The organism is Streptomyces sp. CA-249302 (assembly GCF_050936785.1).
In the GTDB taxonomy this organism is placed as follows: Bacteria; Actinomycetota; Actinomycetes; order Streptomycetales; family Streptomycetaceae; genus Streptomyces.
The window spans coordinates 7,953,945-7,967,754 of record NZ_JBNJMG010000001.1 but is presented as its reverse complement, the minus strand read 5'-3'; the positions used below and the strand labels follow the sequence as shown (position 1 = coordinate 7,967,754).

14 protein-coding genes are annotated in these 13,810 nt (G+C 70.5%); 9 read left to right on the top strand and 5 right to left on the bottom strand.

All coding sequences use genetic code 11. The features are described 5' to 3' along the window. Positions 1-27 precede the first annotated feature (27 nt). Positions 28-1,029, top strand: a complete 1,002-nt coding sequence (locus tag ACQEWB_RS36205) for a TAXI family TRAP transporter solute-binding subunit (RefSeq protein ID WP_432838637.1) — start codon at positions 28-30, stop codon at positions 1,027-1,029. A gap of 9 nt (positions 1,030-1,038) precedes the next feature. Here the strand turns inward: ACQEWB_RS36205 and ACQEWB_RS36200 are convergent, their stop codons facing one another. After that, positions 1,039-2,439 (bottom strand): sensor histidine kinase, encoded by a 1,401-nt coding sequence (locus tag ACQEWB_RS36200; RefSeq protein ID WP_432838635.1) that lies wholly within the window; start codon positions 2,437-2,439, stop codon positions 1,039-1,041. A 9-nt stretch (positions 2,440-2,448) separates the two neighbouring features. After that, positions 2,449-3,135 carry a response regulator transcription factor gene (locus ACQEWB_RS36195; RefSeq protein ID WP_432838633.1) on the bottom strand — a complete coding sequence of 229 codons (687 nt, stop codon included), beginning with the start codon at positions 3,133-3,135 and terminating at the stop codon, positions 2,449-2,451. A 286-nt stretch (positions 3,136-3,421) separates the two neighbouring features. Here ACQEWB_RS36195 and ACQEWB_RS36190 point away from each other — a divergent pair, with 286 nt between their 5' ends. The 8 genes from ACQEWB_RS36190 (at position 3,422) to ACQEWB_RS36155 (ending at position 9,956) form a co-directional block, all read left to right on the top strand. Continuing rightward, on the top strand, positions 3,422-4,201 hold the full coding sequence (locus tag ACQEWB_RS36190; protein ID WP_432838631.1) for an amino acid ABC transporter ATP-binding protein: 780 nt from the start codon (positions 3,422-3,424) through the stop codon (positions 4,199-4,201). Between the two features lie 62 nt (positions 4,202-4,263). Beyond that, positions 4,264-5,106 carry a glutamate ABC transporter substrate-binding protein gene (locus tag ACQEWB_RS36185; RefSeq protein ID WP_432838629.1) on the top strand — a complete coding sequence of 281 codons (843 nt, stop codon included), beginning with the start codon at positions 4,264-4,266 and terminating at the stop codon, positions 5,104-5,106. A gap of 75 nt (positions 5,107-5,181) precedes the next feature. Further along, positions 5,182-5,847 carry an amino acid ABC transporter permease gene (locus tag ACQEWB_RS36180; RefSeq protein WP_360837134.1) on the top strand — a complete coding sequence of 222 codons (666 nt, stop codon included), beginning with the start codon at positions 5,182-5,184 and terminating at the stop codon, positions 5,845-5,847. Continuing rightward, positions 5,844-6,740 carry an amino acid ABC transporter permease gene (locus ACQEWB_RS36175; RefSeq protein ID WP_432838627.1) on the top strand — a complete coding sequence of 299 codons (897 nt, stop codon included), beginning with the start codon at positions 5,844-5,846 and terminating at the stop codon, positions 6,738-6,740. The genes ACQEWB_RS36180 and ACQEWB_RS36175 overlap by 4 nt, the downstream gene beginning before the upstream one ends. A 176-nt stretch (positions 6,741-6,916) precedes the next feature. Continuing rightward, positions 6,917-8,521, top strand: a complete 1,605-nt coding sequence (locus ACQEWB_RS36170; protein ID WP_432838625.1) for an FAD-dependent monooxygenase — start codon at positions 6,917-6,919, stop codon at positions 8,519-8,521. Positions 8,522-8,792: 271 nt separating this feature from the next. Continuing rightward, positions 8,793-8,879, top strand: coding sequence for a putative leader peptide (locus tag ACQEWB_RS36165; RefSeq protein ID WP_313960178.1), 87 nt, complete (start codon positions 8,793-8,795; stop codon positions 8,877-8,879). 79 nt (positions 8,880-8,958) lie between these two features. Beyond that, complete coding sequence (locus tag ACQEWB_RS36160) at positions 8,959-9,498, top strand: cysteine dioxygenase (RefSeq protein WP_432838623.1); 540 nt, start codon at positions 8,959-8,961, stop codon at positions 9,496-9,498. A gap of 44 nt (positions 9,499-9,542) precedes the next feature. After that, the gene (locus ACQEWB_RS36155) at positions 9,543-9,956 is read left to right on the top strand and encodes a rhodanese-like domain-containing protein (RefSeq protein ID WP_432838621.1); all 414 of its coding nucleotides are present in this window, start codon (positions 9,543-9,545) and stop codon (positions 9,954-9,956) included. On the opposite strand, the gene ACQEWB_RS36150 is transcribed toward ACQEWB_RS36155, so the two are convergent. The 3 genes from ACQEWB_RS36150 to recA form a co-directional block, all read right to left on the bottom strand. Beyond that, a complete protein-coding gene (locus ACQEWB_RS36150; RefSeq protein ID WP_432838619.1) occupies positions 9,950-10,879 on the bottom strand; it encodes a sugar ABC transporter substrate-binding protein in 930 nt (309 codons plus the stop codon). The two genes, ACQEWB_RS36155 and ACQEWB_RS36150, sit on opposite strands and share 7 nt — an antisense overlap. Positions 10,880-11,379: 500 nt before the next feature. Then, positions 11,380-12,093, bottom strand: coding sequence for a recombination regulator RecX (gene recX, locus ACQEWB_RS36145; protein WP_432844193.1), 714 nt, complete (start codon positions 12,091-12,093; stop codon positions 11,380-11,382). 419 nt (positions 12,094-12,512) lie between these two features. Further along, positions 12,513-13,640 carry a recombinase RecA gene (gene recA, locus ACQEWB_RS36140; RefSeq protein WP_432838617.1) on the bottom strand — a complete coding sequence of 376 codons (1,128 nt, stop codon included), beginning with the start codon at positions 13,638-13,640 and terminating at the stop codon, positions 12,513-12,515. Positions 13,641-13,810 lie beyond the last annotated feature (170 nt).

The window sequence follows — 13,810 nt, the reverse complement described above, 5'->3', positions numbered from 1 at the left end:
GGTGTTCCGGCTGGCAGGATCGCCCGCATGTCCAGTGTGCTCGCCCGGATCGGCAGGCGCCGGGCCCTTCAGGGCGCGGCCGCCGGTCTCGTCGTCCTCGGGCTGCTGATGTGGTGGCTGCTGCCACTGGGCGAGGCCCCGCCGAGCGGGACGATCAGGTTCAGCACGGGCACCAAGGCGGGGGTCTACCAGGACTACGGCGAGCGGCTGCGCAAGGCGTTCCGCAAGGACATGCCCGACCTGTCGGTCAAGCTGCTCACCAGCGACGGTTCGCAGGAGAACGTCAAGCGCCTGGCGACCGGCGGCGCCGAATTCACCATCGCCGCGTCCGACGCGGTGGAGACGTACAAGCTCGCCGCCGACCACCCGGGCGCCGACCGGCTGCGCGGTGTGGCCCGGCTCTACGACGACTACGTACAGCTGATCGTCCCGCGCGACTCGGACATCAAGTCGGTCGCCGACCTGCGGGGCAAGCGGGTGTCCATAGGGCCCACCCGGTCCGGTGTGCGGCTGATCGCCGAGCGGGTGCTCAAGGCGGCCGGGATCGACGCGAAGAAGGACATCACGCCCCGGGCCGACGGCATCGACACGGCTCCGATGCACCTGAAACAGGGCAAGATCGACGCCTTCTTCTGGTCGGGCGGGCTGCCGACGGAGGGGGTCGCGAACCTCGCGGACTCCTTCACCTTCCGGTTCGTGCCGATCGGCGCCGACCTCGTCGCCAAGCTGCACGCCCAGGGCGGCGCCACCCGCTACTACCGCGCCACCAACATGCCCGAGTCGGCCTACCCGAGCATCCAGAACGGCGTCGCCGTGCCGACGATCGCGGTGGCCAACCTCCTGATGACCCGCTCCGACATCGATCCCCGGCTCACCGAGTGGGTGACCCGCGCGGTGATCAAGAGCCGCGACGAGATCGGCGCCCACGTCCACTCCGCCCAGCTCGTCGACCTGCGCACCGCGATCTACACCGACCCGCTGGCCCTGCACGAGGGCGCCCGGCGCTACTACCGCTCCGTCAAGCCGTAGGAGACGGTGCTACGGCGCCGGTGACCTCGGCACCGACACCGTCACCGTCAGCCCGTGCGGCTCGTGATGGCCGTACGCGATGGAGCCGCCGCCCGCGGCCAGCAGGGTGCGCGAGATGGAGAGGCCCAGGCCGGAGCCCTTGATGTTCTGGTGGCGGCCGCTGCGCCAGAAGCGGTCGCCGACGCGGGCGAGTTCCTCGTCGGTCAGGCCGGGGCCGCGGTCGGTCACCACGACCGTCGAGGTGGTGCCGTCGGCTGTGACGGTCACCTCCACGCACTGGTCCTTCGGGGTGAACTTGACCGCGTTGTCGATCACCGCGTCCAGGGCGCTGGACAGGGTGACCGGGTCGGCCCAGGCGGTGGTCGGCGGGCAGTCGCCCACCAGCCGTACGCCCTTGGCCTCGGCGGTCGGGGTCCAGGCGGCGACCCGCTCGGCGGTCAGCGCGCCGATGTCGGTGACCCTGAGGTCGGCCTCGGTGTGCTCGGCCAGGGCCAGGTCGAGCAGGTCGTCCAGGACCTCGGCGAGGCGCTTGCCCTCGGTGCGGACCGATGCGATCTCCTCGTTGTCCTCCGGCAGTTCGAGCGCGAGCAGTTCGATCCGCAGCAGCAGCGCCGACAGGGGGTTGCGCAGCTGGTGCGAGGCGTCGGCGACGAAGGCACGCTGCTGCTCCAGCACGTCCTCGACGTTGTCCGCCATCTCGTTGAACGCCCGGGCCAGGCGCCGAAGTTCCGGCGGCCCGCCGGCGGCGGCGACTCGGGACTTCAGCCGGCCGCTGGCGATCGCGTGCGTGGTGGCGTCCAGGACGCGTACGGGCCTGAGCACCCAGCCGGTGAGCCGGAGCGCGGCGCCCACGGCGAGCAGCATCGCGGCGATCTCGCCGACGCCGACGACCAGCCAGCCGTGCAGGATCCGCGAACGCATCGGCCCGGTGGGCGAGTCGGTGACGACGACCGCGACGACGTCACCGTCCCGGATCACCGGCGAGGCGACGACGAGCCGGTGGCGCTGCCAGGGCCACACCTGCTTGGGGTCGTGGCTGCGGCGGCTGAGCTTCGCCTCGTTGAACGCCTCCCGCACCTCGCCCGAACTCGGCAGGAAGAAGCTCGACGGCGCCTTGGCCATGGGGATGTCGGTACGGCAGAACACCCCCGCGCGGATGCCGTAGACGCCGTAGTAGCTGGTGAGTTCGCTGCTCAGGGTCTCAAGACGCTCGTCGGTGGAGGTGCTCGTGGAGTTGCAGGCGTCGGTGACGAACTGGGCGAGGGCCGCGAAGCGTGCGGTGTCGTCGATCCGGTCGACGACGACCTTCTGCTGCTGGGCGGCCGCGACACTCACCGCGAGGGGGATGCCGAGGGCGAGCAGCACGGCCGCCATCAGGACGATCAGCAGCGGGAGGAGTCGGGTACGCACCCGTGCACGCTACGAGGCCGGGGCGACGAGCCGGTAGCCGACGCCGCGAACGGTCTCGATCAGGGCCGGCATGCGCAGCTTGGCGCGCAGGGAGGCGACATGCACCTCCAGGGTGCGTCCGGTCCCCTCCCAGCTGGTGCGCCAGACCTCGCTGATGATCTGCTCCCGGCGGAAGACGACCCCGGGGCGCTGCGCGAGCAGGGCGAGCAGATCGAACTCCTTGCGGGTCAGTTGGACTACCGAACCGTCCACGGTGACCTGCCGGGTGGGCAGTTCGATGAGCACGGGGCCGAGGCGCAGCGCGCTCTCCTCGCCGTGCGCGGCGTCCTCGTGGACGGTGCGCCGGCTGACGGCGTGGATCCGGGCGAGCAGTTCCCCGGTGTCGTACGGCTTCACCACGTAGTCGTCGGCGCCCAGGTTGAGGCCGTGGATGCGGGAGCGGACGTCGGAGCGCGCGGTGACCATGATCACCGGGGTGGCGGTGCGCTTGCGGATCTTGCCGCAGACCTCGTATCCGTCCTGGTCGGGCAGGCCCAGGTCGAGCAGGACGACGCCGAAGCCGTCACCCTCGGGGACGAGCGCCTGGAGGGCCTCCTCGCCGCTGCGGGCGTGCGTGACGTCGAATCCGTGCCGTGCCAGAACCGCCGAGAGAGCGGCGGCGACATGGTTGTCGTCCTCGACAAGCAGCAGTCTCATCCGGGCCCCCTTCGATTCATCGGCCGTACCGTCGGCATCCGTGAAAACGCGTCCACGCGCGCGTGTGCATCATGGCAGTCACGCCGATGGACGAGGACGCAGTCAAGCGGGTTCCGGTTGCGCGCCGCTTCCGTTACCCGGCCGATACGCGCCCGCCGGGAAGTGCTACAACACGTGTCCGATCGCTATCGGATCGTGATGCTCAGATCTCCCTCAGATGTAATGACGCTGGTCGCGGCCGCTCACTACTGTCCTCCGAAACCGAGGAGGACGGAGCCCGATAGCGATGACCGAAGTATCGGTGGCCAAGGAAGACGCGGTACCCGAGGCCGGAGAACTGGTCGTCCTGAAGAGCGTCAACAAGCACTTCGGCGCGTTGCACGTACTCCAGGACATCGACCTGACGATCGCCCGCGGCGAGGTCGTCGTGGTCATCGGGCCCTCCGGGTCCGGTAAGTCCACCCTGTGCCGCACCATCAACCGCCTGGAGACCGTCGACTCGGGCACGATCGCGATCGACGGCAAGCCGCTGCCCCAGGAGGGCAAGGAGCTGGCCCGGCTGCGGGCCGACGTCGGGATGGTCTTCCAGTCCTTCAACCTCTTCGCGCACAAGACCGTGCTCGAGAACGTGATGCTGGGCCAGATCAAGGTCCGCAAGGCCGACCGGAAGCAGGCCGAGGAGAAGGCCCGCGCCCTGCTCGACCGGGTCGGCGTGGCCACGCAGGCGGACAAGTACCCCGCCCAGCTCTCCGGCGGCCAGCAGCAGCGCGTCGCCATCGCGCGCGCCCTGGCCATGGACCCCAAGGTCATGCTCTTCGACGAGCCGACCTCGGCCCTCGACCCGGAGATGATCAACGAGGTCCTGGAGGTCATGCAGCAGCTCGCCCGGGACGGCATGACCATGATCGTCGTCACCCATGAGATGGGCTTCGCACGATCGGCCGCGAACCGCGTGGTGTTCATGGCGGACGGCCGGATCGTCGAAGAGGCCGCGCCCGACCAGTTCTTCAGCAACCCGCGCAGCGACCGCGCCAAGGACTTCCTGTCGAAGATCCTGCACCACTGACGGCCCGCCCAGCCCCCACCACCGACGGCTCTCGTCTCTTCACCAGCCAAAGGATGTCCATCATGAAGCTCCGCAAGGTCACCGCCGCCTCGGCCGCCGTGCTCGCCCTCGCCATGGCCGCCACGGCGTGCGGTTCGAGCGACAACGACAAGGACAGCGGTTCCTCCTCGGGCGGCAGCAAGAAGATCACCGTCGGCATCAAGTTCGACCAGCCCGGCATCGGCCAGAAGACGCCGTCGGGCTACTCCGGCTTCGACGTCGACGTCGCCACCTACGTGGCCAAGAAGCTCGGCTACAGCGCGGACCAGATCGAGTGGAAGGAGTCGAAGAGCGCCGACCGCGAGACCATGCTCCAGCGCGGTGACGTCGACTTCATCGCCGCCTCGTACTCGATCACCCCGGAGCGCCAGCAGAAGGTCGACTTCGCCGGCCCGTACCTGCTCGCCCACCAGGACGTGCTGATCCGCTCCGACGACAGCTCCATCAAGTCGCCGTCGGACCTCAACAGCAAGAAGCTCTGCTCGGTGACCGGCTCGACCTCGGCGCAGAACGTCAAGGACAAGCTGGCCCCCAAGGCCCAGCTCCAGCAGTACCCGACCTACTCCGCGTGTCTGACCGGTGTACAGAACGGCGCCATCGACGCGCTGACCACGGACGACTCGATCCTCGCCGGCTACGCCTCGCAGTCGCAGTACAAGGGCAAGTTCAAGCTCGGCGGCTTCAAGATGACCAACGAGAACTACGGCATCGGCGTCAAGAAGGGCAGCGACCTCAAGGCGAAGATCAACACCGCGCTCGAGTCGATGGTCTCGGACGGTTCCTGGCAGAAGGCCGTGACCAAGAACTTCGGCCCGGCCGGCTACAAGAACGAGCCCGCGCCGAAGATCGGCGACATCAAGAGCTGAGGCAACGCCTGACCGGTGCGCCGCCTCCCGGGCGGCGCACCGGGGGCATCCCTACACGCGGAAGCGCGGGAGATCGTGTTCGACTTTCTTGAAGGTTACGACGTACTGGGGGCCTTCTGGACGACGGTGCAGCTGACGCTGCTCGCCGCCGTCGGCTCCCTGGTCTGGGGCACCCTGCTGGCCGCCATGCGGGTCGGGCCGGTGCCGCTGATGCGCGGTTTCGGAACCGTCTACGTGAACATCGTGCGGAACATCCCGCTGACCGTGATCATCCTGTTCACGTCACTGGGCCTGAACAACACCCTGGGCATCAGCCTCGGTTCGTCGGTCATCGACACGATCAACTTCCGGCTCGCCGTCCTCGGCCTGGTCGCCTACACCTCGGCGTTCGTGTGCGAGGCGCTGCGGTCCGGCATCAACACCGTGCCGGTCGGACAGGCGGAGGCGGCGCGCGCGATCGGCCTGAGTTTCTCCCAGGTGCTGCGGCTGGTCGTGCTTCCGCAGGCGTTCCGTTCGTCCATCGGCCCGCTGACGAACGTCCTGATCGCCCTCACCAAGAACACCACGGTGGCCGCCGCCATCGGCGTCGCCGAGGCGGCGACCCTGATGAAGACGATGGTCGAGAACGAAGCCCAGCTGATCCCCATCTCCGCGGTCTTCGCCCTGGGCTTCGTGATCCTTACGCTGCCGACCGGCCTGATCCTCGGCTGGGTGGGCAAGAAGGTGGCGGTCAAGCGATGAGTTCCCTTCTCTACGACGCCCAGGGCCCCCGCGCCAAGCGTCGCAACGTCCTCTTCACGGCCGTCTTCGTGGTCGCCCTCGCGGCGGTCGTCTGGTGGGTGTACACCAGCCTCGACGACAAGGGCCAGCTCGAGTGGAACCTCTGGAAGCCGTTCTTCACCGGCACCGAGGCCTGGTCCACGTACATCTGGCCGGGCCTGGAGAACACGCTGAAGGCCGCGGCGCTGGCCATGGTCATCGCGCTGCCCCTCGGCGCGGTCCTCGGCATCGCACGACTGTCCGACCACCGCTGGATCCGCGTCCCGGCCTCGGTCGTGGTCGAGTTCTTCCGGGCCATCCCCGTGCTGGTCCTGATGATCTTCGGCGTCGCGCTGTACGCGAAGTACACGAACATCAGCTCGGACGACCGCCCGCTGTACGCCGTCGTCACCGGCCTCGTGCTGTACAACGCGGCCGTACTCGCGGAGATCGTCCGGGCCGGCATCCTGGCGCTGCCCAAGGGCCAGTCCGAGGCCGCGGTGGCGATCGGTCTGCGCAAGAACCAGGTCATGCGGCTCATCCTGCTGCCGCAGTCGGTCACCGCGATGCTCCCGGCCATCGTCAGCCAGCTCGTCGTGATCGTGAAGGACACGGCGCTCGGCGGCGCGGTCCTCACCTTCCCGGAGCTGCTCTCGTCGGCGAACACGATGATCGGCTACTACGGCAACACCATCGCCAGCTTCACGGTGGTGGCCGTGATCTTCATCGCCGTCAACTTCTCCCTCACCAGCTTCGCGAGCTGGCTGGAAGGCAGGCTGCGGCGCGGCAAGAAGTCGACGGGCGCGGTGCTGGCGCCGGACGACGCGGCGGTGGCGGGCACCTTCGGTACGGGGGCGGGCGGCGCCAACGCCTGACGGCTCGTCACATCGTATGAGCGGGCATGGAGGCAGTGGCACGACGGCCACTGCCTTCGTCACTTGACGCAAGCACCGGCAATGGGTTGCATACGTTCTGTGATCGTGCACCCTGCTCCAACTTCCTGTTCACATACGTCCGTCAGGACACCGTCGCGGGCAGGGGGCGCCGCGCCGTGGACCCGGTGATCATCGTCGGAGCGGGGCCCGTGGGGCTCACGCTCGCCCTGTCGCTGGCGCGTCAGGAGGTCCCGTCCGTCGTGCTCGACGAGGGGCCCGGCAAGGACGAACCGCGTCCCGCGCGCACGGTCGTCCTGCGGGAGGACACCGCCGACCTGATGGCGCGGCTGACGGGTCTGGACATGGAGCAGGCCGGCACGCGATGGGCCGGATGGAGGTCGCTGCGGCGCAAGCAGGTGATGCGTGAGGTCACCTTCGACGACGCCGGCGAACCCGCCCCCCTGCACATCGCCCAGCACGTCCTGACCACCGCCCTGCGCGAGGCCCTGGCCGGCGAGCGGCTCGCCAAGGTCGCCGTCGACAGCCGCCTCGACACCGTCGAGCAGGAGCGCTCCGGCGTCACCGCCCACACCCGCGGGCCCAAGGGCACGTGGTGGCGCGGCAGTTACCTGGCCGGCTGCGACGGCCCGCGCTCCACGGTCCGCAAGCTCCAGGACATCCGCTTCCCCGGCCGTACCGCGGTCGAGCGACACGCCGTGGCGGCGCTGCGCGCGGAACTTCCGTGGGACGGCGAGGCGTTGCTCCATCGGATGCCGCCGTGGCGGACGTCCGGACCTTCGGCCGGGGAGGTCACCGGACGCCCGCTCCCGGACGGGGTGTGGCGCCTGGACTGGCTGCTGCCGCCGGGCAAGGACCTGGTCACACCCGAGCTGCTGCTTGCCCGCATCCGGGAGACCCTGTCCGGCTGGACCGGGGGCGCCACACCGTCGTACGAACTCCTCGACACGGGAGTCCACACGGTCCACCACCGGCTCGCCCGCCGGTGGCGGTCCGGCCGGGTCTTCCTCGCCGGGGACGCGGCGCATCTACTTGGCGCGCTCGGTACACAGGGGCTCGACGAGGGGCTGCGGGACGCCGACAACCTCGCCTGGAAGCTGGCGCTGGCCTGGCACCACGGGCCGCACGAGGCGCTGCTCGACAGCTACCAGGCGGAGCGGCGCGGCGCGGTCGCCGCCCGGCTGCGCGCCGCCGACCAGGTGCTGCCGCTGCTGCGCGGTGGCGGCGGGCTGCGCGCCTACGTCCCCGGCGCGACCCGGGGTCACGACGCGCTGCTCACGGACGGTCACCTGGGGCGTGGGGCGCTCGGCACGCCGGGGGCGTACGCCGCCTCACCGCTCGCGCCCCGGCACCTGGAGGGCGAGGTGCCCGTGGACACAGCGCCGGGGGCGCCGATCGCCGATGTCCGCGTGACCGCGGAGGACGGCTCCTTCGTACGACTGCGGGACCGGCTCGGCCGCGGCGCCCTGCTCGTCGTCCTGGTCGCCCCGGGCACGGGCGTATGGGACCGCAAGCACTGGGTGAAGGCGGGCGTCATGCCCCGCCTCGCAGCCGCGGTGGCCGCCCTGCCGCACCCCGCGGAACTCCTGGTCGCCGAGAGCTACCCGGGCGCGGCCGCACACACGGTCCTGCTGGCCCGCCCCGACGGCCACCTGGTCGCGGCGCTGGGCGGCGTACGCCCGGCGGACCTGTACTCGGCCGCGGAGGCGGCACTGGGCGGACCGGCGAAGACGGAGAGCGAGGCGGGGGCGGGGGCACGGTGACGCCGCGGCCGGGGCCTGACGCGGGGTGGGTCGAGGGCGCGGCCGAGGGTGAGGCGGGGGGCGCGTCGAGGGCGCGGCCGAGGGTGAGGCGGGGGGCGCGTCGAGGGCGCGGCGCTGAAGCTGAGGCGCGGGCGCGTCGAGGTCATGGCCGGGGCGAAAGCGGGGCGCTTTGAGGGCTCCGCGCCACCGGCTGCCGTACTCACCGTCACTGTGCGGTCCACATAGTGACGGTGAGTTGACCGGTCCGGAGCGCCATGGTGTACTCCGGATCGTGACCGACACCTGTGTGCGCCTGTGGCGGAGGGTCCATATGGACCTCGTCCGCTATGCGGGCTGCGTGTGTCGCCCGTCCTGCTGAATTCGCATCCCCCTCTTCAATCGCGCGCCGCCCGCTGCCGTCGCGCGCCCTCCGCGAACGCTCTTCAGGACGGTGCCCCGTGTCTGTCTCCCCCTCTGTCCCGGCCTCCGCGCCCACGGCCGTTCCCACGCCGACGCAGGCCGACCTCCTCGACTTCGTACGGCGTACGGCCGCCGACGCCGAGCTCATCGCCTCGCTCCCGCTCGACCCGGAGGGCCGCACCTGGGTACGGCTGGAGGGCCCCGGCGGCAGCGAGGCCTGGCTGATCGGCTGGCCGCCCGGCACCGGCACCGGCTGGCACGACCACGCCGAGTCCGTGGGCGCCTTCGTCACGGCCGCCGGTGAGCTGAAGGAGCACTCGCTCGCCGCCCGGCTGCCCGCCGACGGCTGGAAAACCCTGGAACTCACGGACGGAGTGGACCGCGAACGGCGACTGCCGACCGGCCGGAGCCGGTCCTTCGGCCGCCACCACGTCCACGAGGTCCTCAACGAGTCGACCGACCGGCACGCGGTCTCCGTCCACGCGTACTACCCGCCCCTGCCGCAGATCCGCCGGTACAGCCGGGTCGGACAGGTACTGCGACTCGAGCAGGTGGAGCGGCCGGAGGACTGGCAGTGACAGCGACAGCGAGCGGCGTGGGATCAGGATCGGGGAGCGGGCAAGTGAGTGGTACGGGCGAACAGCCCGTCGGTATCGACGAGTTGCTGGAGCGGGTGCGTGCGGGGTACGGGCGGATCGAGCCGAAGGCGGCTTACGACTCCGCCCGGGCCGGTGAGGCGCTGCTGGTGGACATCCGGTACGCGGCCCTGCGCGAGCGGGACGGCCTGATCCCCGGCGCCCTCGTCGTCGAGCGCAACGAACTGGAGTGGCGGCTCGACCCACAGGGCAGCCACCGCGCGCCCGAGGCCACCGGCCATGACCTGCGGGTCGTCGTGATCTGCAACGAGGGATACGCGTCGAGCCTCGCGGCGGCCTCCCTGCACCGGTTGGGACTGCACCGGGCCACCGATCTGGTCGGCGGCTTCCAGGCGTGGAAGGCGGCGGGGCTGCCGGTGGCCGGAGCCGCTGCTCAGTAGCCGTCGGCCTGGCAGTACAGCGGGGCGGTGTCCGCGTTGACCTTGGTGATCAGCTCGGCAGGCGTCTTCGCGATCTTCTCCGCCTTACGTCCGCGCAGCAGATCGATGGCGTTCGTCACCGCCAACTCGCCGGTGTCCGCGGCGGAGTTGGAGACCGTGGCCGAGAAGCGGCCGTCCTTGAGGGCGGCCAGCCCCTCGTCCGTGCCGTTGACGGTCACGATTTTGACGTCCTTGGCGCCGGCCGCGTCGAACGCCTTGCGGACCGCGAAGGCCATCTCCTCGTTGGCGACGAAGGCGTAGTCCAGGTCGGGGTGGGCCTCGATCATGTTCTCGGCGACGGTCCGTGCCTTCGTGGGGTCGAACATGCCGGGCTGGTTCGCCACGACCTCGGCGTTGCCGGGCAGCGCCTTGGTGAATCCGCCGACCAGGAGGTCGGAGGCGGCACCGGGGGCGCCGGCGATCACACCGACGTTCACGTGTCTGCCCGCCGCGTCCTTCTCTACCCAGCCGGCGTCCAGCTGCCCGACCTTCTTCAGGTCGACGACGACCGCCCCCAGGATGTGCGAGGTGTCGTCCGGCGCGACGGAGGTGAAGAAGATCGGTATGCCCGCGCTACGGGCCTTGGTGACGTCCGCTTTCAACGCCTCCGCGTCGACCGTCTGCACGATCAGCGCGTCGACCTTGCGGGAGATCATGTCCTCGATGTTGGACAGCTCGGTCGCCGCGTCCTGATGCGAGTTCGCCGTCCGGATCCGCGCGAAGTTGCTCTGCCCCACATCTTCGACGGCCTCCTGCAGACAGGTGTGGAACTTGGTGGTACCGCCGTTGACGAAGCCGAGGGTGATGGTGCCTTGGACCGTCGCGCCCTTGTTGTCTCCGTCGGACATCAGCCCGCAGCCGCTCAGCGTCAGGGCCATGGCCATGGCCAATGCGGTGGCGGTGGCGGTGGCGGTAGGACACGCAGGCAGGGTCTTGGGCGATCTTCGGGACGGCGTTCTTCGGGACGGCGTTCTTCGGGGCTGTGCGGAGTCGGACACGGCGGGGAGCCTTTCGGCGTGCGGCAGGGCGGGCGCGGGAGCGGCGGAGGACGCGGGCAGGGATGGCGACGCGCCCGGTAGGTGGCTGCGCGCCACAGACCTGCAAGGCCCCGGGCGGCTCCGCGACGGCAGCAGACAGTACCCACGCCCGGGACCACCTCACCCTTCCGGGAGCGCAAGGTAAGGCTGCGCACCGGAGAAGGCTCACGCGATGCGAGAGGCTCTAGCGTCGGGGGCCGAGTGGCTCGGCGCTTCGGAACTCCTCGTTCCGGAAGGCCTGGTCGGCGCGCTTCGCAACTCCTCGTTCCAGAAGGCCCGTTCGGCCGAGAACCCTTTGCTGCCAAGGCCCGCCGACTCGGAACGCCTCACCTCCCGAGCCCGGCCGCTCAGAACCCTTCGTCCCCGAGGAACTCCGTGTCCTCGCCCTCCTCCTCGAGCGCCTGCCGCACCACCCGCAGGGCCATGCCCTCGGGATAACCCTTGCGGGCGAGCATCCCCGCGAGGCGGCGCAGCCGCTTGTCGCGGTCGAGACCTCGGGTGGCACGCAGCTTGCGGGCGACGAGTTCGCGTGCCGTCTGTTCCTCCTGCTCGGAGTCCAACTGGGAGACGGCCTCGTCGATCAGCGTCGAGTCGACCCCCTTGGTCCGCAACTCCTGCGCGAGCGCCCTCCGGGCGAGCCCCCGGCCGTGATGCCGGGACTCCACCCATGCCTCCGCGAAGGCACTGTCGTTGATCAGCCCGACCTCCTCGAACCGGGACAGCACCTCCTCCGCGGCGTCGTCCGGGATCTCCCGCTTGCGCAGGGCGTCGGCGAGTTGCTTGCGCGTGCGCGGGGTCCCGGTGAGCAGACGCAGACAGATCGCCCGCGCCCGCTCGACCGGATCCCCCGGAGGCTCCTCCTGCTCGGCCCTCGACGAGGAGGAGAAGCCCCCGTCCTGATCGGCCCCCTCCCCGCGACGCCGCTGCCGACGCCCACGGGAGCCGTCCGCGCCACGGACACCACCGTCACGACCTGCGCCACGCCGACGCGAATCACGCCCCCGCGAGCCGGACTCGGCCCCGACCCCGTCGTCGTCCGGCCGCTCCCCGCCGACGGCCAGGCCGTCCTCGTACGACCGACTGCCCTCGGACGACCGACCGTCCCCGGAGGACCTGCCCCGCCGCTGCGACCAGCCACCCCCGGACGACCGGCCGCCCCCTTGCGGTCGGCTGCCCTCGGACGCCTGGCCGCCCCCGTGCGACCTGTTGTCCTCGGACGCCCGGCCGCCCCCGTACGGCTGCTCGTCCTCGTACGGCCAACCGGTGCCGTACCGGTCGTCATCCCCGCGCGAGCCCCCCGTGCCGTACGACCCGGCGCGGTCGTATCCCCCGTCCGCGCCGTGCCCCGCATTCCCGTGTGCATCGCCGTCCGGCCCGGCAGATCCCCCGTCGCCCGCCCCGCCCCGCTCCCGCGAGGAGTCGGGGTAGACGTACTCGGCCCAGTCGGTTGGCCACGCCTTTGAATCAGACACGGTGCGGGTCAGCTCTTGGCAGCCGGAGCCTTGGCCTTTGCCGCCTTGGCCGCCGCCGGAGCAGGCACCTTCGCGGCGTCGTCCGCGGGAGCGGTGACCGCCGCGGCGTCGGCGCCCGGCTCCTTGGTCGGCTCCTCGGGCCGTACGCCCACGCCCAGCTTCTCCTTGATCTTCTTCTCGATCTCATTGGCCAGGTCGGGGTTGTCCTTCAGGAAGTTGCGCGCGTTCTCCTTGCCCTGGCCCAGCTGGTCGCCCTCGTACGTGTACCAGGCGCCGGCCTTGCGGACGAAGCCGTGCTCCACGCCCATGTCGATCAGACCGCCCTCACGGCTGATGCCCTGGCCGTAGAGGATGTCGAACTCGGCCTGCTTGAAGGGCGGCGCGACCTTGTTCTTGACGACCTTCACCCGGGTACGGTTGCCGACCGCGTCGGTGCCGTCCTTCAGGGTCTCGATGCGGCGGATGTCCATGCGCACGGAGGCGTAGAACTTCAGCGCCCGGCCACCGGTCGTGGTCTCCGGGGAGCCGAACATCACGCCGATCTTCTCGCGCAGCTGGTTGATGAAGATCGCGGTGGTCTTGGACTGGTTGAGCGCGCTGGTGATCTTCCGCAGCGCCTGGCTCATCAGCCGGGCCTGGAGACCGACGTGGCTGTCGCCCATCTCGCCCTCGATCTCCGCGCGCGGGACGAGCGCGGCGACGGAGTCGATGACGATCAGGTCGAGGGCGCCGGAGCGGACCAGCATGTCCACGATCTCCAGGGCCTGCTCGCCGTTGTCCGGCTGGGACAGGATCAGGTTGTCGACGTCGACGCCGAGCTTGCGCGCGTACTCGGGGTCGAGGGCGTGCTCCGCGTCCACGAAGGCCACCTGGCCGCCGGCCCGCTGCGCGTTGGCCACCGCGTGCAGCGTCAGGGTCGTCTTGCCGGAGGACTCCGGTCCGTACACCTCCACCACGCGGCCGCGCGGGATGCCGCCGACGCCGAGCGCGACGTCGAGCGCGGTCGACCCGGTGGGGATGACCTCGATGGGCTCGTTCGGCCGCTCGCCCATGCGCATGACCGCGCCCTTGCCGAACTGCCGTTCAATCTGTGCGAGTGCGGCGTCAAGGGCCTTCTCGCGGTCGGTTCCTGCCATGGGTTCCACCCGATTTGCTTGAGTCGATCGCTTCACGTCAAAGACGCTAACGCCTGCCACTGACAATGCGCCCCGACGCCCGTCCGGCCTGTGGATAACTCGGGTACTTCTCCATCAAAACCGTGCCGAATCACCCGCGGAGAGTCTCGCCGGAACCTCAATAAGAATGG